Raw genomic sequence first — 20,898 nt, forward strand, 5'->3', positions numbered from 1 at the left:
GTTCACTCGTTCGAGCAGTTCGAAAGCCCGACGGGAACTTTCCTGCGGAGGCGGCGGTTGACGGCCGTCACCGGTCCCACGGGAACCATCCGTGCCCGACGTACCAGTGGCCGCCCGCCCGCAGGTGGTCGCCGACCGCACGCTCCACCGACGTCCGCCGGGGCAGGTCCCGTACCGGCAGGTCCGGGTCGCCGAAGACGAACCCGACCGGTGTGGCGTCGGCCGGCTCCGGGTCCTCCCAGCCGGGCCGGAACCGGTCCTGGAAGCGGACGATGTTGGAGTCCGCCGCGAGGTGCCGGCGCAGCTGCGGATCGAGCAGCCAGGAGTGGCAGGTCGCGACGGCGTGGGGCTCCTCGGGGAAGTGCCGGGCGAAGAACTCCCGGGCGTGGTCCAGGGAGCGGTCGCAGGCGGCCGGGGTGAGCGGCCCGAGGAAGTCGGGGATGTGCAGGTCCAGGGAGGGCTCGCCGCCGGTCACCTCGGTACCGGCCGATCTGATCGCCTGCGCCGTGCGCTCGCCGAGTCCCGTCCGCTCGTACTGCAGCCGTCCCAGCTGGTAGAGCCGCCCGCAGAAGTGCCGGGTGAGCCAGTGCCCCTGGCGCGCTCCGAGCCCTCCCCTGCCGTGCCGCCTGCGGTGCAGTGCCATGCCGCGGCCGAGGTCGGCGAGCGTGTGGCGGGAGACGTCGTCGGGGATGCCGCGCGCCCGGTGCACCGCGCGGGCGTGCGGCACCGCCGCGAGGAAGACGTACACGAGGAAGTACTCGCCCAGGGCGGCCGGGGCCTGGGCGGCCCGGTCGGCGAGCCCGGACGGGTCGTCCACCTCCCGGACGGCACCGGTCACGTCCTCGGCGCCCGCCGCCACCAGCCGCCCCACCCCGGGGTCGGCGGCCACGGCCCGCCGCAGGGCCACCACCTCGTTGATGTCCTCGTGCGGCACGGCGAGGTCGAGGAGCAGGTCGGGCAGGTCGGCGGCGTCCGGCAGCACGGCTGGGTCCCCCTTGGTGAACGTCCGGTCGAGGAGTACGTTGCAGAAAGGAACGGTGATCCGGGATGCGAACAGGCAGTGAACCGGTGACCGCCCGCAGTGCCCTGCGGGCGCGGTTGTGGCTGAGCGTGTGGGGGCTGGCCTGGGCCGTCTTCGGCACGGTGGTGTTCGCGCTGGTGGGGCGGCCCGGCTGGGCTGCCGCCTGCGGGGTGCTGTGGCTGGTGGCCACCGTCGACATGGCCGTGGTCCTCAGGCACATCCGGCAGGGCCCGCACTATCAGCCGGGCCGCGATGTGCCGCCGTACCAACCCGCGGACAGCCGCCCCCCGCCGTTCCGGCACCCGCCGCAGCACGGTCACCCCTGAGGGAGCGTCCGGACACGTTCCGTCGGCTCACGCGTCGCTGTCGAAACGGGCCGCTTTCAGGTACTCCGGGTTCGGGTCCAGGGCGGCCGCCAGCCGGAAGTGGCGTATCGCGAGGTCGGCGCGGCCCTGGCGCTGGTAGGTGCGGCCGAGCGCGAAGTGGGCGAACGCGTTGTCCGGCTCGCGCTCCAGGACGATGGTGAACTCCAGCTCGGCGGGGCGCAGTTGCGCGGCGGCGAAGAAGGCACGCGCGCGCAGCAGCCGAGCGGCGGTGTTCTCGGGGTGCGCGCCGATCACTCCGTCGAGCAGCTTCACCGCGCCCCGCGGGTCCCGTGCGTTGAGCAGCTGCTCGGCGGCACGGAAGTCGATGACATGCGTCTCCGGAGTACGTCCGGTCGAACCGCTGGTCTCGGGCACGGCAAAGTCCTTCCCTCACTGAAGCGGTTCAACGCCCGGACGGGTGCCCGCTATTTCGTGGCCGCATTCGGCTCGTCCGGACCGGCCGTCCGCGCGCGGCGCAGGAGGTCGGCCCACACCTCCCCGACCCGCTGCCGCAACGCGTCCAGGGGCACGTCGTTGTCGATCACGATGTCCGCGACCGCCAGGCGCTTCTCGCGCGTCGCCTGCGCGGCCATGCGGGCGCGGGCGTCCTCCTCGGTCATCCCCCGCAGCCGGGTCAGCCGGTCCAGCTGGGTCTCGGGAGCGGCGTCCACCACGACCACGACGTCGTAGAGCTGCGCGAGGCCGTTCTCCGCGAGGAGCGGGACGTCGTGGACCACCACGGCGTCGCCGGCGGCCGCGCTCTCCAGCTCGCGGGACCTGGCCCCGACGAGGGGGTGCACGATCGCGTTCAGTACGGCGAGTCGCGCGGGGTCGGCGAAGACGATCGAGCCGAGCCTGGGCCGGTCCAGGCTGCCGTCGGCGGCCAGCACCTCCGGGCCGAAGGTCTCGGTCACGGCGGCCAGACCGGGGGTTCCGGGCGCGACGACCTCACGCGCGATGCGGTCGGCGTCGATCAGCACCGCGCCGTGCCCGACGAGCAGCCGCGACACCTCGCTCTTGCCGGCTCCGATCCCGCCGGTGAGGCCAACTTTCAGCATGCCCCGAAGCTTAGGCCCTGCCACCGACACCGGCCGGGACAGGGCCCGGTCGCCGTCGCACCGGCCGGGGGCGGCGGGCCCCGGCCGGTGCGTGGTCACGTGCGGGCGCGGTGCGGGTCTCAGTTCTCGCCCTCCCGCTCCGCGAGGAAGCGCTCGAACTCGAGGCCGATCTCGTCCGCCGAGGGGATCTCCACCGGCTCGGCGAGCATGTTGCCCCGGGTCTCGGCGCCCGCGGCCGCGTCGTACTGGTGCTCAAGACCCTGCACGAGGGCGGTCAGCTCCTCGTCGCCCTCCTGGATCTGGCTGTCGATCTCCGTCTGGGTGCGGTACGCGTCCGTGCGCAGGGCGTGCGCGATGCCCGGGAGGACCAGGCCGGTGGCGGCCGTGACGGCTTCCAGGACGGTCAGGGCGGCGTCCGGGTAGGGCGAGCGGGCGATGTAGTGCGGCACGTGCGCGGCGACGCCCAGGACGTCGTGCCCGGCCTCCATGAGGCGGAATTCGAGCAGCGACTCGGCACTGCCGGGCACCTGGGCCTCGTCGAAGGGGCTGCGGTGTCCGGGGACCAGGTCGGTGCGGTTGCCGTGCGGGGTGAGGCCGACGGGGCGGGTGTGCGGGACGCCCATGGGGATGCCGTGGAAGTTCACGGACAGGCGGACGCCGAGCCGTTCCACGATCTGCCGTACGGCCGCGGCGAAGCGCTCCCACTCGACGTCCGGCTCGGGGCCGGACAGCAGCAGGAACGGGGCGCCGGTGGCGTCCTGCACCAGGCGGACCTCGATGCTGGGCTCCTCGTACTCGGTCCAGCGGTCCCGCTTGAAGGTCAGCAGCGGGCGGCGCGCCCGGTAGTCCACGAGCCGGTCGTGGTCGAAGCGGGCGACGACCTGGTGGGGCAGCGAGTCGAGCAGCCGGTCGACGATCTGGTCGCCGGTCTCGCCCGCGTCGATGTATCCGTCGAAGTGGTAGAGCATGACAAGACCGGCCGACTCCTGGGCCAGCGCCATGTCGACGACGGCCAGCCCCTTCGGCTCCCATGCGTACAAACCCTGCGGATCAAGCACTGTGACCGCTCCTCCTCGTGTTCGTACGGGTCAACGCGGCACTGGCCACAGGCATTCCCGCCGCCCCACCGAACAGGCCCCTCTCACCGCCTTCTCATACCGGGAGGCCTGCTGGTACCGGAGTCAGGCCGTCATCACGCGCGCGTGGAGCGCCGTCACCGCCTTGCGTGCGGAGCTGAACGCGCCGTGCTGCCAGGCGTCCGTGTAGCTGAGCCAGTCGCCGGCGAACCAGACCCGGCCCGCGGGCTCGGTCAGGGGCTTGTAGCGCGCGTCGTCGGGGCCGCCGGGGGTGTCGTGCCAGGCGGCCTCCAGGTGCGGTGTCTGGCGCCAGTGGTGGGAGAAGGAGGAAGCGAGTTCGGTGCGGTACTTGTCGCCGTAGATCTTCACTCCGGCGGCGACCGCGCGCCGTTCCCGCTGGGCCGGGGTGAGCCTGGCGTAGGAGTCGGCGTCGTCGTCGTAGTTGTAGTAGCCGATGAGTACGCCCCGTTCGCCGTGGAAGCCGTACGAGGGGTGCCAGATGTGGGTGACGTCCTGGTCGGTCTCGGTGATGCCGCCGTAGATGCGGTGGTCCAGCTCCCACCAGCGGGAGCGGTATTCGAGGCCGATCTTGGCGGCCGACGACGGGGTGACGGCCGCCAGGGCGTTCTGCACGCCGGAGCCCAGGTTGTGCGGGACCTTGGCGAGGATGTTGGGCGGCATGGCCGCCACGCAGTAGTCGGCCTCGACGGCCCTGGTACGGCCGCCCTGGGTGTACGTCACGGTGACGCCGTGACCCGTGTCGGTGATCCTGGAGACGACGGCTCCGGTATGTATGCGCCGGTCGCCTATCGCCCGGGTGAGCGCCTTCGGTATCCGGTCCATGCCGCCGACCGGCTGGAACATCAGCATCGCCTGGTCGAAGCCGAACTCGAAGGAGAAGTAGCGCCCGACTCCGCTCGCGAGCACCGCGGAGGCGGTCGGGACGTCGCCGAGGAGCACACCGGGGGTGCCTGCGGCGGCCGGTACGGTCGTGTATCCGCGCCGTTCACCGCCTTCGTAGGTCAGTTTGTCGCCGAGTTCGCCCCAGTCCTTGAGGAACTCGACGAGCCGCTCCTGGTCGGTGGCCGTCAACGCCCCGTCCAGCGCGCCCTTGTCGGTCGCCTTGGCGAGCAACTCGGAGACGTAGCCGTACACGTCGGCCTTGGCGGTGCGGTACCGCTCGGGCTTCGTCATGCCGGCGGACTCGTTGTACAGGTACGCGTCGGCGTTGACGTTCGTGAACACCTCGATGGGGACGCCGAGTTCGCGACAGTAGTCGAGGGTGATCATCCACTGCGGGATCCGGGCCGGCCCGGCGTTCATGTAGTGGCCGTCGGCGAACCGCGCGGTCTGCGTGTTGCCGTACAGGTCGGTGGTGGAGTCCCCGCCGCGCACGGTGAAGTTGCGTCCGCCGGTGCGGTCCCTGGCCTCCAGGATCGTACAGTCGTAGCCGGCCTTGCCGAGTTCGTAGGCGGTCGCGAGGCCGGCGATGCCGCCGCCGAGGACGACGACCTTGGCCGCGGCGCGCCCCGTGAGGGTGAAGTCGCTCGCGCTGGGCGCCCGGAACGGCTGTTCGCGCTGGGCGGCCTGGGCGGTGGGGGCGAGACCGAGCGCTCCCATGGTGGCGAACATGGCGCCGGCGCCACCGGTGAGACCGACGTTTCTCAGAAACGACCGCCGGCTCGTCCCCGACCCGTACTGAGGCTGTGTCATGACGCGACTCCCCTTCCGATCTTGAACGAAGACCGGGGAAGCGTCCCAGCGCCGCGTTACGGCCCGGCGGCTGTTCGTGTATCCCACACGTTTCGACGGTCGGGAGCGCGACGGCCATCAACTCCCTTGGGAGCGCGGGGAACTGCGCGCCCGGCCCGCACCGGCCGCCGGCCGAAGTGCGACCGGACCGCACGAAGCCGCAGTGCATCCGGACCGCACGAAGGGGCCGCACCTCGAAAGGTGCGGCCCCTCAGTTACCGGCTAGGCCCAGCGGCCTGCGATCAGCTCTGGCCGCCGGCCAGCTTCTCGCGCAGCGCGGCCAGCGCCTCGTCCGAGGCCAGCGCACCGGAGGTGTCGGCGCCCTCGGAGGAGTACGAACCGCCACCGGCGGCCGGAGCCGCACCCGCGGCGTCGCCGCCCTCGGCAGCGGCAGCGGCGTCGGCCTCGCGGCTCTTGATGACCTGCTGCTGGTGCTGCTCGAAGCGCTGCTGCGCCTCGGCGTACTGGCGCTCCCACTCCTCGCGCTGCTTCTCGTAGCCCTCGAGCCAGTCGTTGGTCTCGGGGTCGAAGCCCTCGGGGTAGATGTAGTTGCCCTGGTCGTCGTAGGACGCGGCCATGCCGTACAGGGTCGGGTCGAACTCGACCGAGGCCGGGTCGGCACCGAAGGACTCGTTGGCCTGCTTCAGCGAGAGGCTGATGCGGCGGCGCTCGAGGTCGATGTCGATGACCTTGACGAAGATCTCGTCGTTGACCTGGACGACCTGCTCCGGGATCTCCACGTGGCGCTCGGCCAGCTCGGAGATGTGGACCAGACCCTCGATGCCCTCGTCCACGCGGACGAACGCACCGAACGGAACCAGCTTGGTGACCTTACCCGGGACGACCTGACCGATCTGGTGGGTCCGGGCGAACTGCTGCCACGGGTCTTCCTGGGTCGCCTTCAGCGACAGGGAGACGCGCTCGCGGTCCATGTCGACGTCGAGGACCTCGACGGTGACCTCCTGGCCGACCTCGACGACCTCGGACGGGTGGTCGATGTGCTTCCAGGACAGCTCGGAGACGTGGACCAGACCGTCGACGCCACCCAGGTCCACGAAGGCACCGAAGTTGACGATCGAGGAGACCACACCGGAGCGGACCTGACCCTTCTGGAGGGTCGTGAGGAACGTCTGGCGGACCTCGGACTGGGTCTGCTCCAGCCAGGCACGGCGGGACAGGACCACGTTGTTGCGGTTCTTGTCCAGCTCGATGATCTTCGCCTCGAGCTCCTTGCCCACGTAGGGCTGGAGGTCGCGGACGCGGCGCATCTCGACCAGGGAGGCCGGGAGGAAGCCGCGGAGGCCGATGTCGAGGATGAGACCACCCTTGACGACCTCGATGACGGTACCGGTGACGATGCCGTCCTCTTCCTTGATCTTCTCGATGGTGCCCCACGCGCGCTCGTACTGGGCGCGCTTCTTCGAGAGGATCAGGCGGCCTTCCTTGTCCTCCTTCTGGAGGACGAGGGCCTCGATCTCGTCACCGACGGCGACGACCTCGTTGGGGTCGACGTCGTGCTTGATCGAGAGCTCGCGGCTCGGGATGACACCTTCGGTCTTGTAACCGATGTCGAGCAGGACCTCGTCCCGGTCGACCTTCACGATGACGCCGTCGACGATGTCGCCGTCGTTGAAGTACTTGATCGTCTCGTCGATCGCGGCGAGGAAGGCTTCCTCGTTACCGATGTCGTTGACCGCTACCTGCGGGGTGGTGGCGGTGGTCTCGGTGCTGCTCGTCATGTGAGAAAGGGCTCCGGTACGGACATTGAAGTCGTAGGTACTGCTTACGCCGGGAGCCTGTTTCGCTCTGTAGAAGCCGGACAGCCTAGGAAGCGCCACCTGAAACCACTGGTGGCGCCTCGACAACCGAGGGGACATACAACAGATGCGAGCGCAGCCTGCTACGTCTGAGGTGCGCAGGCCCGCAGCGCAACTTGTAGCATACGGGGGCAGCCGGGCAGGGTCAATGCGCGAAGGCGCACACCCGGGGCGGAACACCGCATACCCGGCACAAGAAACGTCCCACCAGGCCACGCACGCCTGAAACACCTCGTCCGTGACACGCCCGTGACGGGGTTGCACGGAAGAGTACGACGAGGGAGCCGATCATCCAAGAGCCCGATTCGTTCGACCTGGAAGCGGCCGGTGCGACGGCCGGCGCCGAGGCCGAACCGGAAGCCACCCGGCGTGCCGCCGGGGTCGCGGAGAGCAGCCGGGCCAACCGGGGCTGGTGGGACCGCAACGCCGACGAGTACCAGGTCGAGCACGGCACGTTCCTCGGCGACGACCGTTTCGTGTGGGGTCCCGAGGGCCTCGACGAGGTGGAGGCGGAGCTGCTCGGCCCCCCGGAGGAGCTGAAGGGCAAGGACGTCCTGGAGATCGGAGCCGGCGCGGCCCAGTGCGCGCGCTGGCTGGCCGCCCAGGGCGCCCGGCCGGTGGCCCTGGACCTGTCGCACCGCCAGCTCCAGCACGCGCTGCGTATCGGCGGATCGTTTCCCCTGGTCTGTGCGGACGCGGGCGCGCTGCCCTTCGCGGACGCCTCCTTCGACCTGGTGTGCTCGGCGTACGGGGCGCTTCCCTTCGTCGCCGATCCGCGGCTGGTGCTGCGCGAGGTGCGCCGCGTGCTGCGGCCGGGCGGCCGGTTCGTCTTCTCGGTGACCCACCCGGTCCGCTGGGCGTTCCCGGACGAACCCGGCCCCGAAGGGCTCACGGTCTCGGCCTCCTACTTCGACCGGACGCCGTACGTCGAGCAGGACGAGGACGGCCACGCGGTCTACGTCGAGCACCACCGGACGCTCGGCGACCGGGTCCGGGACATCGCCTCCTCGGGTCTCCGGCTCGTCGACCTGGTGGAGCCGGAGTGGCCGGCCTGGAACACCTCCGAATGGGGCGGCTGGTCCCCGCTGCGCGGCAATCTCATCCCGGGGACGGCGATCTTCGTGTGCGAGCGGGACTGAGCGGCACAAGATCACAAGATAAAAGATCACGCGCGCGTGCGCGATCAGCTGAAGCGCACGCGTGAAGCGCACGCGCGCGTACGGGCCTCCCCGGGGGCGTACGACACTAGGGGGCGTGATCCGTTACGACGCCCTGGACGCGCTGCCCGTGCGGCAGGCCCTGCCCGGCCTGCACGACGCCCTGGACGGGCACGGCACCGCCGTCCTGGTGGCACCGCCCGGCACCGGCAAGACGACGCTGGTGCCGTTGGCACTGGCCGGGCTGCTGGGCGAGGGGCCGACACGGCGGGTGGTGGTGGCCGAGCCGCGCCGGATCGCCGCCCGCGCGGCGGCCCGCCGGATGGCCTGGCTGCTCGGCGAACAGGTCGGGCGGAGCGTCGGCTACACCGTGCGCGGCGAGCGGGTCGTGGGGCGGCACACGCGCGTGGAGGTCGTCACGACCGGTGTGCTGCTGCAGCGCCTGCAGCGCGACCAGGAGCTGTCCGGCGTCGACGCCGTGATCCTGGACGAGTGCCACGAACGCCATCTGGACGCCGACACGGTGGCGGCCTTCCTCTGGGACGTGCGGGAGACGCTGCGGCCGGAGCTGCGTCTGGTGGCCGCGTCGGCGACCACGGACGCGCAGGGCTGGGCGCGGCTGCTGGGCGGGGCGCCGGTCGTCGCGGCGGCCGGTGTTCCGTACCCGGTGGAGGTGGTGTGGGCGCCACCGGCCCGGCCGGTCCGGCCGCCGCACGGGATGCGGGTCGACCCGGCGCTGCTCGCGCACGTGGGGTCGGTGGTGCGGCGGGCCCTGGCCGAGCGGGACGGGGACGTGCTGTGCTTCCTGCCGGGCGTGGGCGAGATCGCGCGCGTGGCGGGCCGGCTGGGCGACCTGGGAGACGTGGCGGTGCTCCAGGTGCACGGCAGGGCACCGGCCGCCGTCCAGGACGCGGTGCTGGCGCCCGGGACCGGGCGCCGGGTGGTGCTGGCCACGGCGGTCGCCGAGTCCTCGCTCACCGTCCCCGGCGTACGGGTGGTCGTCGATGCGGGGCTCGCGCGGGAGCCGCGGGTGGACCACGCGCGCGGACTGAGCGCGCTGGCGACGGTACGGGCGTCCCGCGCGGCCGGGCGGCAGCGGGCGGGGCGGGCCGGGCGGGAGGCGCCGGGGGCGGTGTACCGCTGCTGGTCAGAGGCCGAGGATGCCCGCCTGACGGCCTTTCCGGCCCCGGAGATCAGGGTGGCCGACCTGACCGCGTTCGCCCTTCAGACGGCCTGCTGGGGCGATCCGGGGGCCACCGGACTGGCGCTGCTGGACCCGCCGCCGGCCGGGGCGATGGCGGCGGCCCGGGAGGTGCTGACGGCGATCGGCGCGGTCGACTCCGCCGGCCGGGCGACGGACCGGGGGGTAGGGCTGGCCCGGCTGGGGGTGCATCCGCGGCTGGGGCGGGCGCTGCTGGACACCCCGGGCGGGGGCGCCGAGGTGGTCGCGCTGCTGAGCGAGGAGCCGCCGCGGGAGTACGGGGACGACCTGGCGGCCGCGCTGCGCGCTGCCCGGCGGGGCGGTGACGCCTACGCCGGACGCTGGCTCGCGGAGGTACGGAGGCTGAAGGCGGACGGCGAGCGTGCTTCGGCGGACGGCGTGGACGACCGCACCGTGGGTCGCGTCGCCGCGCTCGCCTTCCCCGAGCGTGTCGCCAGGGCCGACGGCGGGTCGTATCTGATGGCCTCCGGCACCCGGGCCGAGCTCGGTGAGGGCAGCCCGCTGGGCGGTGCGCCGTGGCTCGCGGTGGCCGTGGCGGACCGTCCGGTCGGCAGCGGACACGCGCGCGTGCGGCTCGCCGCGGTGGTGGACGAGGACACGGCCAGGTCGGCGGCGGCCCCGCTGTACGCGGAGGACCAGGAGGTCCGCTGGGCCGACGGGGACGTCGTCGCGCGGCGGGTGGAGCGGCTGGGGGCGATCGAGCTCGCGGTGCGGCCGCTGCGGGACGCCGACCCCGCCCTCGTACGCGAGGCGCTGCTCGACGGGTTGCGGCGCGAAGGACTCGGCCTGTTGCGGTGGACGCCGGACGCCGCCGTGCTGCGGCAGCGGCTCGCTTTCCTGCACCTGCACCTCGGGGAGCCCTGGCCCGACGTCTCCGACGACGCGCTGCACGCGCGCGTGGACGAATGGCTGGAGCCGGAGCTCGGCCGCGCCCGCCGACGGGCCGATCTCGGGCGGATCGACGCCGGGGAGGCGCTGAGGCGGCTGCTGCCGTGGGCGGGCGGGGAGGCCGGGCGGCTGGACGAGCTGGCGCCCGAGCGGATCGCCGTACCGAGCGGGTCGCGGATCCGGGTCGACTACGGCACCCCCGAACAGCCGGTGCTCGCCGTGAAGTTGCAGGAGATGTTCGGTCTGCAGGAGTCGCCCGCGGTGGCCGGGGTGCCGGTGCTGGTGCATCTGCTGTCGCCGGCCGGGCGCCCCGCCGCGGTCACCGCCGACCTCGCCTCGTTCTGGCAGGACGGCTACAAGGGCGTACGGGCCGAGCTGCGCGGGCGGTATCCGAAGCATCCCTGGCCCGAGGATCCCGCCACGGCCGAGCCGACCCGGCACACCAACGCACGGCTCAGGCGCTGACCGGTTCCGGGACCGGGGTGCCTGCCGGTGCCGGGTCGGCGGGGCGGCGGCCGCGGGCCTCCAGGCAGAGGGAGAGGGCGAGCAGGGCGACACCGAGGGACAGGAACCCCCAGGGGAGGTAGGAGGTCAGCATCAGGACGAGGGTGCGGTTGTGCTTGACCAGGGCGACCGTGCTCTCGATGTAGTCCTCGCGCATCTTCACGTCGCCGGCGAAGGCCGTCACCTTGGCGCGGCCGCCCAGCAGGGTGCCGCCGCGCAGCTCCTCCTTGTGGATCTCCTCGCCGTAGACGGGCGCCCCGGTGGCGGGCTCGACCCAGAACTTCCGGACCGTGGTGTACCACCGTGTGGTGCCGGTCTTGGCGATGCTCTCCGGGGTGATGCCCTGCACCGGCAGCTTCTTGGGCATGGGGACCTTGGTCCAGGGGATGGTCTGCTCGAAGTAGTAGACCTTGACGCCCCGGAAGGTCTGCGTCCCCTTGTAGTGGATGGGGTTGGTGGTGCGGGTCTGCGCGTCGAAGTACTCGTAGTCCCGTTTCTCGGTCAGGAACGGGAACTTGAACTCGATGCCGTCCCGGGTCACCGGGTCGCCGTCGACCATCTCGCCGGTGGCGTGCACGGGTTCCTGGCTGTGGGCGTCGAAGATGTAGCGCTCGGGGATCTCGGAGACCATCTTGCCGTCGGGCCCCTGGACGTAGGACAGGCCGTCCCAGACGACGACGTCCCGGCCCGCCGTCTTCTCGATCTTCTGCGCGGCCGCCACGTTGCCCTTGAGGGTCTGCACGATGGTGACCTGGGGGACCTTCTTCGCCTTCATGGTGCCGTAGTCGAGGAGCGTGGCGTCCTTCGCCACCAGGACCATGTCCTGGTACTGGTTCGCCGGGATCTTGGCGAGCCGCGGGAAGGCGTACCAGCGCAGCAGCGGGGACAGCGCGGCGAAGAACACGGCGAAGGCGAGCAGGACCAGACTGGCCTTGCGGCGCATCTCGGCCTCCCGGGGCGGCGGTTACGGGTGTGAGGGCACCGTCGTGAGCAGCGGCTTCGGGGACGTCCTTCCGTCCGGCGACCCGAGGGCGCTGACCGTCACCACCAGGACGAGCGCGACGGCGAGACCGGTCGCGGCGGCGATCAGGGCACGCATACGGGACCTCCCTACGGCCGACGACTTCCTGATGGATCGTCAGGTCCGGGGGCACCGTAGCAACGGGAGGGTGAGATGAGAACAGGTCGTACGACGACGAGGGCGCCGTCCCGCGTCGGCGGGAGGGCGCCCTGGTGGTCGTACGGCGGTGGGTCAGGAGGACGCGGAAGCGCTCGGGGAGGCGGAGGCCGACGCCGATGCGGAGGCGCTCGGTGACGGGCTCGGCGAGGGGTCGGCCGCGGCGACCGTCAGTTCCACGGTGAGCGTGGCGCCGCCGGTGGTGGTGATGCGGAGCAGGAACGTGCCGGTGGTGTCGTCCGCGTACAGCTTGGGCAGCGTGAGCCCGCCGTCCGCGTCCGTCTGGAGGTCGGTGAGGGTGCGGACGGCGTTGCCGTTCGCGTCCTTGAAGTAGGGGCCCTTGTCGTTCTCGCTCGTGTCGTCCGCCGACTTGATCAGCGTGGCGGTGGCGGCGACCTTGTCGGCGACGGCACCCTGGTAGGTGGCCTTCGCCTGCACCTGGTCGGTGAACTCGCCGCCCGGGGCGCAGGTCGGCGCGGTGGTGTTGACGAGGGCGAGGGTGTCGGCGGCGCGCGCGGTGACGGTCGCGTCGTAGTCGACGCCCTTGACCGTGCGGCCGACCACGCTGGCATGGACCGTGAAGTCGCCGGTCTTCTCGCCCGCCTGGAGTGCCGGGGCGACGGCGACGCCCTTGCTGTCGGTGGCGACCGCGGCGGTGTTCTCGCCGCCGCTGAAGGTCGCGTCCGTGTCCCCGACGATGGTGAAGCGCACCCGGACCTTGGCGACGGCCCGGCCGGCCTTGGTCTCCGCGCGCGTGCTGATCTGCTTGCCGAACGCGTCGCCGGCCGTCGCCGTGAGCGTGGCGGTGCCCGCGTCCTCCAGGTGGTCCACGGTGTCGGTGGCCGTGGGCGGCACGGTCGGCGTCGTGCTGGGGGTGCTCGGCGTGGGCTCGGTGGGCTTCGGTGCGCTGGTGGTCGGCTTCGTCGTGGAGCCGTCGGATCCGGAATCGCCGGAGCCGGTGGAGCCGTCGCTGCGGTGCGTGGGCAACGTTCCGGTGCCGTTCGGGACCGAGTGGGTGCCCTTGCGGTAGAACTCGTACCAGGACAGGACCAGGTTGAGGTAGTCCTGCGAGTTGTTGTAGCTGAGGATCGCGCTGTTCATGTCGGCCTGGACGGACAGGTCCCAGCCGTTGCGGCACAGGTAGTGGCCGGCGGCGAGGGCCGCGTCGTAGACGTTGTTGGGGTCCTTGACGCCGTCGCCGTTGCCGTCGCGGCCGGCCCACGCCCAGGTGGACGGGATGAACTGCATGGGGCCGACGGCCTGGTCGTACTGGCCGTTGCCGTCGTACTTGCCGCCGTCGGTGTCCGGGATGAGCGCGAAGCCGTTGCCGTCGAGCTGCGGGCCGAGGATCCGGTGCAGGGTGTTGCCCTCGGCGTCCACGTCACCGCCGCGGGCCTGGCCGGACTCGACCTTGCCGATGGCCGCGAGCAGCTGCCAGGGCAGGTTGCAGCCGGGCTTGGAGCCGCGCAGCTCCGCCTCGGCCTTCTTGTAGGCGTCGAGCACGGTGGCGGGGATGCCGGCCTCGGCATCCCCGCGGGAGACGGCGGTGCCGATGCTCGACGAGGAGGCCGTGGGACTCGCGCCGGGGTTCGGGCTGTTGAGCGGCGGCAGGTCCGTGAAGTACGGCGAGTTGCCGGTGGCGCCGTCGGCCGATCCGGCTCCGTCGGGCGCGGAGGTGCTGGCGCCGGCGTTGGCCTGTCTGCCCGTGTCTCCGGACGTGGCGCCCGGTGCCTGGGACGCGGACAGTGCCGCTACCGCCAACGCGGCCGCGGCGGTCGTCGCCGCTCCCTTGCGCAGCCGCCTGCCGAATTGCGCCGCCATAAGGTGAACCCCTCCCATGGACGCCTTCTGAGCGTCCGTCTCCGTCTGTCCGCTCGCCCCTGGTGTGACGGTCGACCCGGTGCTGTGGTTGCCCCCTGTTACCTCTTTCGCGTGGTGAGGTAGCGCATCCGGCCGTGCACGCCGGGGCGGCGACCCAGGCGACCCTACGACAACTTCCCTTCCGCGGACACCCGCCGGTGCCCGATTTTCACCAGTTGGCCATCCCCCGTTGAACGATGGTGGTGTGGCGGATACTTGTCGTACGCGATCACTTGTTCGGCGCTCCGGCCGACGACTGCTCCAGGGGGCCCGGATGCCGTTCACTCTCAGCCATGCCGCCGCCGTGCTGCCCGCCGTGCGCGGCGACGGGACCGGACGCGGACGGCTGGTCCCGGCGGTGCTGGTCGCGGGGTCCTTCGCGCCCGACCTCACCTACTACGCGGCGAGCGCGGTGCCGGACGCGATGGAGTTCGGCGACTTCACGCACTCCTTCACCGGTGTCCTCACCGTCGACGTGCTGTTCGCCTGGGCACTGGTGGCGCTGTGGCTGCTGGTCCGGGAACCCCTCGTGGCCCTCGCGCCCCGAGCCCGCCAGGGGCGGACGGCCGCGCTGCTGCGCTGCGGGGCGCCACGCACGCGTGCCGGGCTCCGCACGGCCGCCTGGTGGTACGCCTCCGCCGTGCTCGGCGGGCTCACGCACGTCGTCTGGGACGCGTTCACGCACCACGACCGCTGGGGGACCCGGCTGGTCCCGGCCATCGGCCACGACTTCGCGGGCATGCCGGTGTACACCCTGCTCCAGTACGGCAGTTCGGCGGCCGGCGCGGCCGTGGTCGCCGTGGTCGCGGTCCGCGCGGTACGGCGGGCGCCGGCCGGGGAGCCGGTGGGGGTGCCGCTGCTGTCGGTGCGGGACCGGTGGTGGGCCGGCGCCGGAGTCATCGGCTGCGCCCTGCTTGCGGCGGTGCAGCGGGCGGTGCGGTGGTGGGAGTACTGGGGGGCCGCGGCGAAGCCCTGGGAACTGCTGCCGACGGTGCTCTTCGGAACGGGCGCGGGGCTGCTGCTCGGGGTGCTGGGGTACGCCGTGGCGGTCAGGGTGTGGCGTCCGGCTCCGACGGCCGACGGCGTGCGGCGGAGTGCCTCGGCCGTTCGGTGAGGCTCGCCACGAACACGGTCATGGTGCGGGGGCGGCGGGGGCCGGGGAGTGCGGTGAGGAGCAGTGCGAGGTAGCTGCGGGCGAGGTCGAACCACTGGCGCAGGTCGGGGCGGGCGCGGAGCCTGCGCCGGAGGCGGGTGACGGCCCGGCGGACGGTGACGGCGAGGTCGGCGGGGATGCGGGCGGTGCTGGCGCCGGCCGCGAGCGCCGGGGCCAACGGGGACGCCGTGGCCTGAGCGGAGGCAGAGGCGGAACGGGCCTTGGCCGGCGGCCTGCTCTGGGGCGTCCGGCGGTGAACCATACGTATACCCATGGCCGCATCCTTGCCGGTGGCGGAGACCGGGGCGTTCTGACGGGGTCCACGCGAGTGACGTGTCAGCACCCCTTCCACTCCTCCGCCCCGCCCCCTCGCTCCGCCACCTGTCCCCTCTCGCCGTAGGCGTCAGTGCGCCGCCGATTCCCAGTCCGGGCCCACGCCCACCGAGACGTCCAGGGGAGCGCGGAGGTGGACCGCGTTGGACATCTGGTCGCGCAGGACGGATTCGACCCGGTCCCGCTCGCCAGGGGCGATCTCCAGGACGATTTCGTCGTGGACCTGCAGGAGCATGCGGGACTTCAGGTCCGCCTCGCGCAGCGCGCCGTGCACCCGGAGCATGGCGATCTTGACGATGTCGGCCGCCGTGCCCTGGATGGGCGCGTTGAGTGCCATCCGCTCGGCCGCCTCCCGGCGCTGCCGGTTGTCGCTGTTGAGGTCGGGGAGGTAGCGGCGGCGCCCGAAGAGCGTCGCCGTGTAGCCGGTGGCGCGCGCCTCGTCGACGACACGGTGCAGGTAGTCGCGGACTCCGCCGAAGCGCTCGAAGTACGTGTCCATCAGGGCCCGCGCCTCGCCCGCGTCGATGTTCAGCTGCTGGGAGAGGCCGAAGGCGGAGAGACCGTACGCGAGGCCGTACGACATCGCCTTGATCTTGCGGCGCATCTCCGCGTCGACGGCCGAGCGGTCGACGTCGAAGACCTGGGAGGCGACCGTGTTGTGCAGGTCCTCCCCGGAGGTGAACGCCTCGATCAGGCCCTCGTCCTCGGAGAGGTGGGCCATGACGCGCAGCTCGATCTGGCTGTAGTCGGCGGTCATGAGCGACTCGAAGCCCTCGCCGACGACGAAGCCCCGGCGGATCGCGCGGCCCTCGTCGGTGCGGACCGGGATGTTCTGGAGGTTCGGGTCGGTGGAGGAGAGGCGGCCGGTCGCGGCGACGGTCTGGTTGAACGTGGTGTGGATGCGGCTGTCGGCGGCGACGGTCTTGATCAGGCCCTCGACCGTGACCCGCAGCTTGGCCTGCTCTCGGTGCCGGAGCATGATCACCGGCAGCTCGTTCTCCGTCTGGCCGGCGAGCCAGGCGAGCGCGTCGGCGTCGGTGGTGTAGCCGGTCTTGGTCTTCTTGGTCTTCGGGAGCGCCAGTTCACCGAAGAGGACCTCCTGGAGCTGCTTGGGCGAGCCCAGGTTGAACTCGTGGCCGGCCGCCGCGTGCGCCTCCTTCACGGCCTGCTGCACCGCGCCCGCGAACATCTGCTCCATCGCTTCCAGGTGCGCGCGGTCGGCCGCGATGCCGTTCCGCTCCATCCGGGCGAGCAGGGCGGAGGTGGGCAGCTCCATGTCACGCAGGAGGTCCGCGGCGCCGACCTCCTGGAGCCGGGTCCCGAAGGCTTCGCCGAGGTCGAGGATCGCGCGGGCCTGGATCATCAGGGCCTCGGCCTCGGCGCCGTCGTCGGCGCCGAACGCCAGCTGGCCGTCGGCCGCGGCGGCCGGGGCCAGCTCGCGGTGCAGGTACTCCAGGGACAGCGCGTCCAGGTCGAAGGAGCGGCGGCCGGGCTTGACCAGGTACGCGGCGAGCGCGGTGTCCATGGTGACGCCCTCGATGGTCCAGCCGTGCTCGGCGAAGACCCGCATGGCGCCCTTGGCGTTGTGGAAGACCTTGGGCCGGGCGGCGTCGGCCAGCCAGGCCGCCCACGCGTTCTCGTCGGCCTCGTCCAGCTCGGCGGGGTCGAACCAGGCCGCCGCTCCCCCGGCCGCCGCCAGGGCGACCTCGGCGACCGAACCGGTGCCGAGCGCCCAGGTGTCGACGGTGGCGACACCCAGCGGCTGCTCCGTGCCGTGCCCGGCGAGCCAGCCGGCCAGCTCGCCGGTGCCGAGGACGGTGCCGTCGACCTCCACGCCCGCCTCGGCGACCGGCGTGGACTCGGCCTCCTCGGCGCCGGGGTCGACGGCGTAGAGCCGCTCGCGCAGCGACGGGTTGCGGATCTCCAGGGTGTCCAGGATCATCGCGACGTTCTTGCGGTCGTACGGCGCACGCTCCAGCTCGGCGACCGTCCTCGGCAGCTCCACACCGCGCTCCAGCTCGGTGAGCCTGCGGTTGAGCTTGACGGACTCCAGGTGGTCGCGGAGGTTCTGGCCGGCCTTGCCCTTGACCTCGTCGACGCGCTCCACCAGCTCGGCGAAGGAGCCGAACTGGTTGATCCACTTCGCGGCGGTCTTCTCGCCGACGCCGGGGATGCCGGGGAGGTTGTCGGACGGGTCGCCGCGCAGGGCCGCGAAGTCCGGGTACTGGGCGGGCGTCAAGCCGTACTTCTCGAAAACCTTCTCCGGGGTGAACCGGGTCAGCTCGGAGACGCCCTTGGTCGGGTAGAGGACCGTGGTGTGCTCGGTGACCAGCTGGAAGGAGTCGCGGTCGCCGGTGACGATCAGGACCTCGAAGCCGGCGGCCTCGGCCTGGGTGGCGAGGGTGGCGATGATGTCGTCGGCCTCGAAGCCGTCGACGGCGAAGCGCTGCGCGTGCATGGCGTCGAGCAGCTCGCCGATCAGCTCGACCTGGCCCTTGAACTCGTCCGGGGTCTTGGAGCGGTTCGCCTTGTACTCGGTGAACTCCTCGGAGCGCCAGGTCTTGCGGGAGACGTCGAACGCCACCGCGAAGTGCGTGGGGGCCTCGTCACGCAGGGTGTTGGCCAGCATCGAAGCGAAGCCGTAGATCGCGTTCGTCGGCTGCCCCGTCGCGGTCGTGAAGTTCTCCGCGGGCAGCGCGAAGAACGCGCGGTACGCCAGCGAGTGCCCGTCCATGAGCATCAGCCGGGGACGGGGGCCGCCGGGGGTCTTGTCGGTCTGCTTCGCTGCTGTCTCTGCCACGCCCCCGATCCTGCCACGCCGCACTGACAGTGAGGGCCGACGGTTCGGGTTGCGCTGAGCTCGGCGCCGCCGGACTGCACCGTCGTGGCTGATCGCCGTTGCGGGCGGGAAAGATCTGCTGCGGCGAGAAGGATCCGGGGACCGAAGGCGGCGGCCCCGCAAGCCACGGGTTCCGTTGCCAGCCACGGGTTCCGTTCTCCGCCGCAGGTTCCGTTCCGAACCGCGGGTTCCGTTCCCAGCCACGGGCTCCGTTCTCCGCCGCCGCCCGTGCTCGATGGTTGCGCCGCCCGTGCTCGATGGTTGTCGGTGGCGCGTGCGAGTATCGGGTGCACATGGCATTGGTGCCGGCGTAGAGGGAGAGCGTGCGATGGCGACGAAGCCGCCCAAGGAGGACCCGGTCCAGGACGCCCCGCAGGTCGCGGAGCCGAAGCACGCCGCCGCGGGGCTGCCCGCGATCGGGCACACGCTGCGCATCGCCCAGCAGCAGATGGGTGTGAAGCGCACCGCGCTCACGCTGCTGCGGGTGAACCAGAAGGACGGCTTCGACTGCCCCGGCTGCGCCTGGCCGGAGCCCGACCACCGGCACGCGGCCGAGTTCTGCGAGAACGGCGCGAAGGCGGTGGCCGAGGAGGCCACCCTGCGGCGGGTGACCCCCGACTTCTTCGCCGCGCACTCGGTCGCCGACCTGCACCACCGCAGCGGCTACTGGCTCGGCCAGCAGGGCCGGCTCACCCACCCCATGTATCTCGCCGAGGGCGCCGAGCACTACGAGCCGGTCGGCTGGGAGCAGGCCTTCGACATCATCGGCGAGGAGATCGCGGCGCTCTCCTCCCCCGACGAGGCGGTCTTCTACACCTCGGGGCGGACCAGCAACGAGGCCGCGTTCCTGTACCAGCTGTTCGCGCGCGAGCTGGGCACCAACAACCTGCCGGACTGCTCCAACATGTGCCACGAGTCCTCGGGCTCGGCGCTGAGCGAGACGATCGGCATCGGCAAGGGCAGTGTCCACCTTGAGGACCTGTACAAGGCCGACCTGATCATCGTGGCCGGGCAGAACCCGGGCACCAACCACCCCCGGATGCTCTCCGCGCTGGAGAAGGCCAAGGCCAACGGCGCGAAGATCATCAGCGTGAACCCGCTCCCGGAAGCCGGCCTGGAGCGGTTCAAGAACCCGCAGACCCCCCAGGGCATGCTCAAGGGCGCCGCGCTCACCGACCTGTTCCTGCAGATCCGCATCGGCGGCGACCAGGCCCTGTTCCGGCTCCTCAACAAGCTCGTGCTGGAGAGCGAGGGCGCGGTCGACGAGGAGTTCGTGCGCGAACACACCCACGGGTTCGAGGAGTTCGCGGCGGCCGCCCGCGCCGCCGACTGGCACGAGACGCTCACCGCCACCGGACTCACCCGCGAGGAGATCGAGAAGGCCCTCGCCATGGTGCTCGCCTCGGAGCGCACCATCGTCTGCTGGGCCATGGGGCTCACCCAGCACAAGCACTCGGTGCCGACGATCCGGGAGGTCGTCAACTTCCTTCTGCTGCGCGGCAACATCGGCCGCCCCGGTGCGGGCGTGTGCCCGGTCCGGGGCCATTCGAACGTGCAGGGCGACCGCACGATGGGCATCTTCGAGCGGCCGGCCCCGGCCTTCCTCGACGCCCTGGAGAAGGAGTTCGGCTTCGCGCCGCCGCGCGAGCACGGCTTCGACGTCGTCCGGGCCATCCGTGCGCTGCGCGACGGCGAGGCGAAGGTCTTCTTCGCGATGGGCGGCAACTTCGTCTCCGCGACGCCCGACACGGAGGTCACCGAGGCGGCGGTGCGGCGGGCCCGGCTGACCGTGCACGTGTCGACGAAGCTCAACCGCTCGCACGTCGTCACGGGCGCGCGGGCGCTGATCCTGCCGACGCTCGGCCGCACCGAGCGCGATCTCCAGGGCAGCGGCGAGCAGTTCGTCACCGTCGAGGACTCCATGGGCATGGTGCACGCTTCGCGCGGCCGGCTGGAGCCCGCGAGCCCGCACCTGCTGTCGGAGCCGGCCATCGTGTGCCGGCTGGCCCGCCGGGTGCTCGGCGAGAACAGCCGTACGCCGTGGGAGGAGTTCGAGAAGGACTACGCGACGGTCCGGGACCGTATCGCGCGCGTGATCCCCGGCTTCGACGACTTCAACGCGCGTGTGGCGCACCCGGGCGGCTTCGCGCTCCCGCACGCCCCGCGGGACGAGCGGCGCTTCCCGACGGCCACCGGCAAGGCGAACTTCACGGCGGCCCCGGTCGAGTACCCCGAACTGCCCGAAGGGCGGCTGCTGTTGCAGACGCTGCGCTCGCACGACCAGTACAACACCACGATCTACGGCCTGGACGACCGCTACCGGGGCATCAAGAACGGCCGCCGGGTGGTCCTGGTGAACCCGGAGGACGCGCGGCTGCTGGGCGTCGCCGACGGGGCGTGCGTGGACCTGGTCGGCGAGTGGAAGGACGGCGTGGAGCGCCGGGCGCCGGGCTTCCGGGTGGTGCACTACCCGACCTCCCGGGGCTGCGCGGCCGCGTACTACCCGGAGACCAACGTGCTGGTGCCGCTCGACTCGACGGCGGACATCAGCAACACCCCGGCCAGCAAGTCCGTGGTGATCCGCCTGGAGGCCGGCGTGCCGCACCCGAGAGCCGCCGTCTGAGCGCCCGCTCAGTGCGTCTGGAAGAATCGGCGGCCGACTGAGCGTTTGCTCAG

General features: G+C 72.1%; 16 protein-coding genes. 5 read left to right on the plus strand and 11 right to left on the minus strand.

Annotated elements, in window-relative coordinates:
• Positions 1-67: 67 nt before the first annotated feature.
• The gene (locus tag ACIQVL_RS01225; RefSeq protein WP_403435084.1) at positions 68-982 is read right to left on the minus strand and encodes an acyltransferase domain-containing protein; all 915 of its coding nucleotides are present in this window, start codon (positions 980-982) and stop codon (positions 68-70) included.
• A gap of 65 nt (positions 983-1,047) precedes the next feature.
• On the opposite strand from ACIQVL_RS01225, the gene ACIQVL_RS01230 reads away from it, so the two are divergent.
• A complete protein-coding gene (locus ACIQVL_RS01230) occupies positions 1,048-1,347 on the plus strand; it encodes a DUF6343 family protein (protein ID WP_403473953.1) in 300 nt (99 codons plus the stop codon).
• A 27-nt stretch (positions 1,348-1,374) separates the two neighbouring features.
• Here ACIQVL_RS01230 and ACIQVL_RS01235 read toward each other — a convergent pair whose 3' ends face one another.
• The 5 genes from ACIQVL_RS01235 to rpsA all read right to left on the minus strand — a co-directional run bounded on the left by ACIQVL_RS01235 (position 1,375) and on the right by rpsA (position 7,011).
• Positions 1,375-1,761, minus strand: a complete 387-nt coding sequence (locus ACIQVL_RS01235; RefSeq protein ID WP_403435080.1) for a tetratricopeptide repeat protein — start codon at positions 1,759-1,761, stop codon at positions 1,375-1,377.
• 50 nt (positions 1,762-1,811) lie between these two features.
• Positions 1,812-2,444, minus strand: a complete 633-nt coding sequence (gene coaE, locus ACIQVL_RS01240) for a dephospho-CoA kinase (RefSeq protein ID WP_403473954.1) — start codon at positions 2,442-2,444, stop codon at positions 1,812-1,814.
• Between the two features lie 119 nt (positions 2,445-2,563).
• Entirely contained in the window at positions 2,564-3,502 is a 939-nt protein-coding gene (locus ACIQVL_RS01245; RefSeq protein ID WP_403435076.1) for a PAC2 family protein, read from the minus strand.
• 123 nt (positions 3,503-3,625) lie between these two features.
• The gene (locus tag ACIQVL_RS01250) at positions 3,626-5,152 is read right to left on the minus strand and encodes a flavin monoamine oxidase family protein (protein WP_403435487.1); all 1,527 of its coding nucleotides are present in this window, start codon (positions 5,150-5,152) and stop codon (positions 3,626-3,628) included.
• A 362-nt stretch (positions 5,153-5,514) separates the two neighbouring features.
• Positions 5,515-7,011 carry a 30S ribosomal protein S1 gene (rpsA, locus tag ACIQVL_RS01255; protein WP_093504378.1) on the minus strand — a complete coding sequence of 499 codons (1,497 nt, stop codon included), beginning with the start codon at positions 7,009-7,011 and terminating at the stop codon, positions 5,515-5,517.
• A gap of 368 nt (positions 7,012-7,379) precedes the next feature.
• Between rpsA and ACIQVL_RS01260 the strand changes: the two genes are divergently transcribed.
• Positions 7,380-8,228: a class I SAM-dependent methyltransferase gene (locus ACIQVL_RS01260; RefSeq protein WP_403435485.1), complete on the plus strand. Its 849-nt coding sequence runs from the start codon at positions 7,380-7,382 to the stop codon at positions 8,226-8,228.
• Between the two features lie 115 nt (positions 8,229-8,343).
• Positions 8,344-10,821 carry an ATP-dependent helicase HrpB gene (gene hrpB / locus ACIQVL_RS01265; protein ID WP_403473955.1) on the plus strand — a complete coding sequence of 826 codons (2,478 nt, stop codon included), beginning with the start codon at positions 8,344-8,346 and terminating at the stop codon, positions 10,819-10,821.
• Here hrpB and ACIQVL_RS01270 read toward each other — a convergent pair.
• The 3 genes from ACIQVL_RS01270 to ACIQVL_RS01280 all read right to left on the minus strand — a co-directional run bounded on the left by ACIQVL_RS01270 (position 10,811) and on the right by ACIQVL_RS01280 (position 13,858).
• Positions 10,811-11,803: a DUF3068 domain-containing protein gene (locus tag ACIQVL_RS01270; RefSeq protein ID WP_403473956.1), complete on the minus strand. Its 993-nt coding sequence runs from the start codon at positions 11,801-11,803 to the stop codon at positions 10,811-10,813. The two genes, hrpB and ACIQVL_RS01270, sit on opposite strands and share 11 nt — an antisense overlap.
• 21 nt (positions 11,804-11,824) lie before the next feature.
• On the minus strand, positions 11,825-11,959 hold the full coding sequence (locus ACIQVL_RS01275) for an SPW_0924 family protein (protein ID WP_403435070.1): 135 nt from the start codon (positions 11,957-11,959) through the stop codon (positions 11,825-11,827).
• Positions 11,960-12,112: 153 nt separating this feature from the next.
• Positions 12,113-13,858 (minus strand): lytic transglycosylase domain-containing protein, encoded by a 1,746-nt coding sequence (locus ACIQVL_RS01280; protein WP_403473957.1) that lies wholly within the window; start codon positions 13,856-13,858, stop codon positions 12,113-12,115.
• Positions 13,859-14,171: 313 nt separating this feature from the next.
• On the opposite strand from ACIQVL_RS01280, the gene ACIQVL_RS01285 reads away from it, so the two are divergent.
• Positions 14,172-15,011: a DUF4184 family protein gene (locus tag ACIQVL_RS01285; protein WP_403435066.1), complete on the plus strand. Its 840-nt coding sequence runs from the start codon at positions 14,172-14,174 to the stop codon at positions 15,009-15,011.
• On the opposite strand, the gene ACIQVL_RS01290 is transcribed toward ACIQVL_RS01285, so the two are convergent.
• Together ACIQVL_RS01290 and polA are read right to left on the minus strand one after the other, a co-directional pair.
• Positions 14,947-15,324, minus strand: a complete 378-nt coding sequence (locus ACIQVL_RS01290) for a hypothetical protein (RefSeq protein WP_403473958.1) — start codon at positions 15,322-15,324, stop codon at positions 14,947-14,949. The genes ACIQVL_RS01285 and ACIQVL_RS01290 overlap by 65 nt on opposite strands.
• Positions 15,325-15,453: 129 nt before the next feature.
• Entirely contained in the window at positions 15,454-18,183 is a 2,730-nt protein-coding gene (polA, locus tag ACIQVL_RS01295) for a DNA polymerase I (protein WP_403435062.1), read from the minus strand.
• A 367-nt stretch (positions 18,184-18,550) separates the two neighbouring features.
• Here polA and ACIQVL_RS01300 point away from each other — a divergent pair, with 367 nt between their 5' ends.
• Positions 18,551-20,845, plus strand: a complete 2,295-nt coding sequence (locus ACIQVL_RS01300; RefSeq protein ID WP_403473959.1) for an FdhF/YdeP family oxidoreductase — start codon at positions 18,551-18,553, stop codon at positions 20,843-20,845.
• Positions 20,846-20,898 lie beyond the last annotated feature (53 nt).

The sequence above is a fragment of the Streptomyces sp. NPDC090499 genome (assembly GCF_044769305.1).
GTDB lineage: Bacteria > Actinomycetota > Actinomycetes > Streptomycetales > Streptomycetaceae > Streptomyces.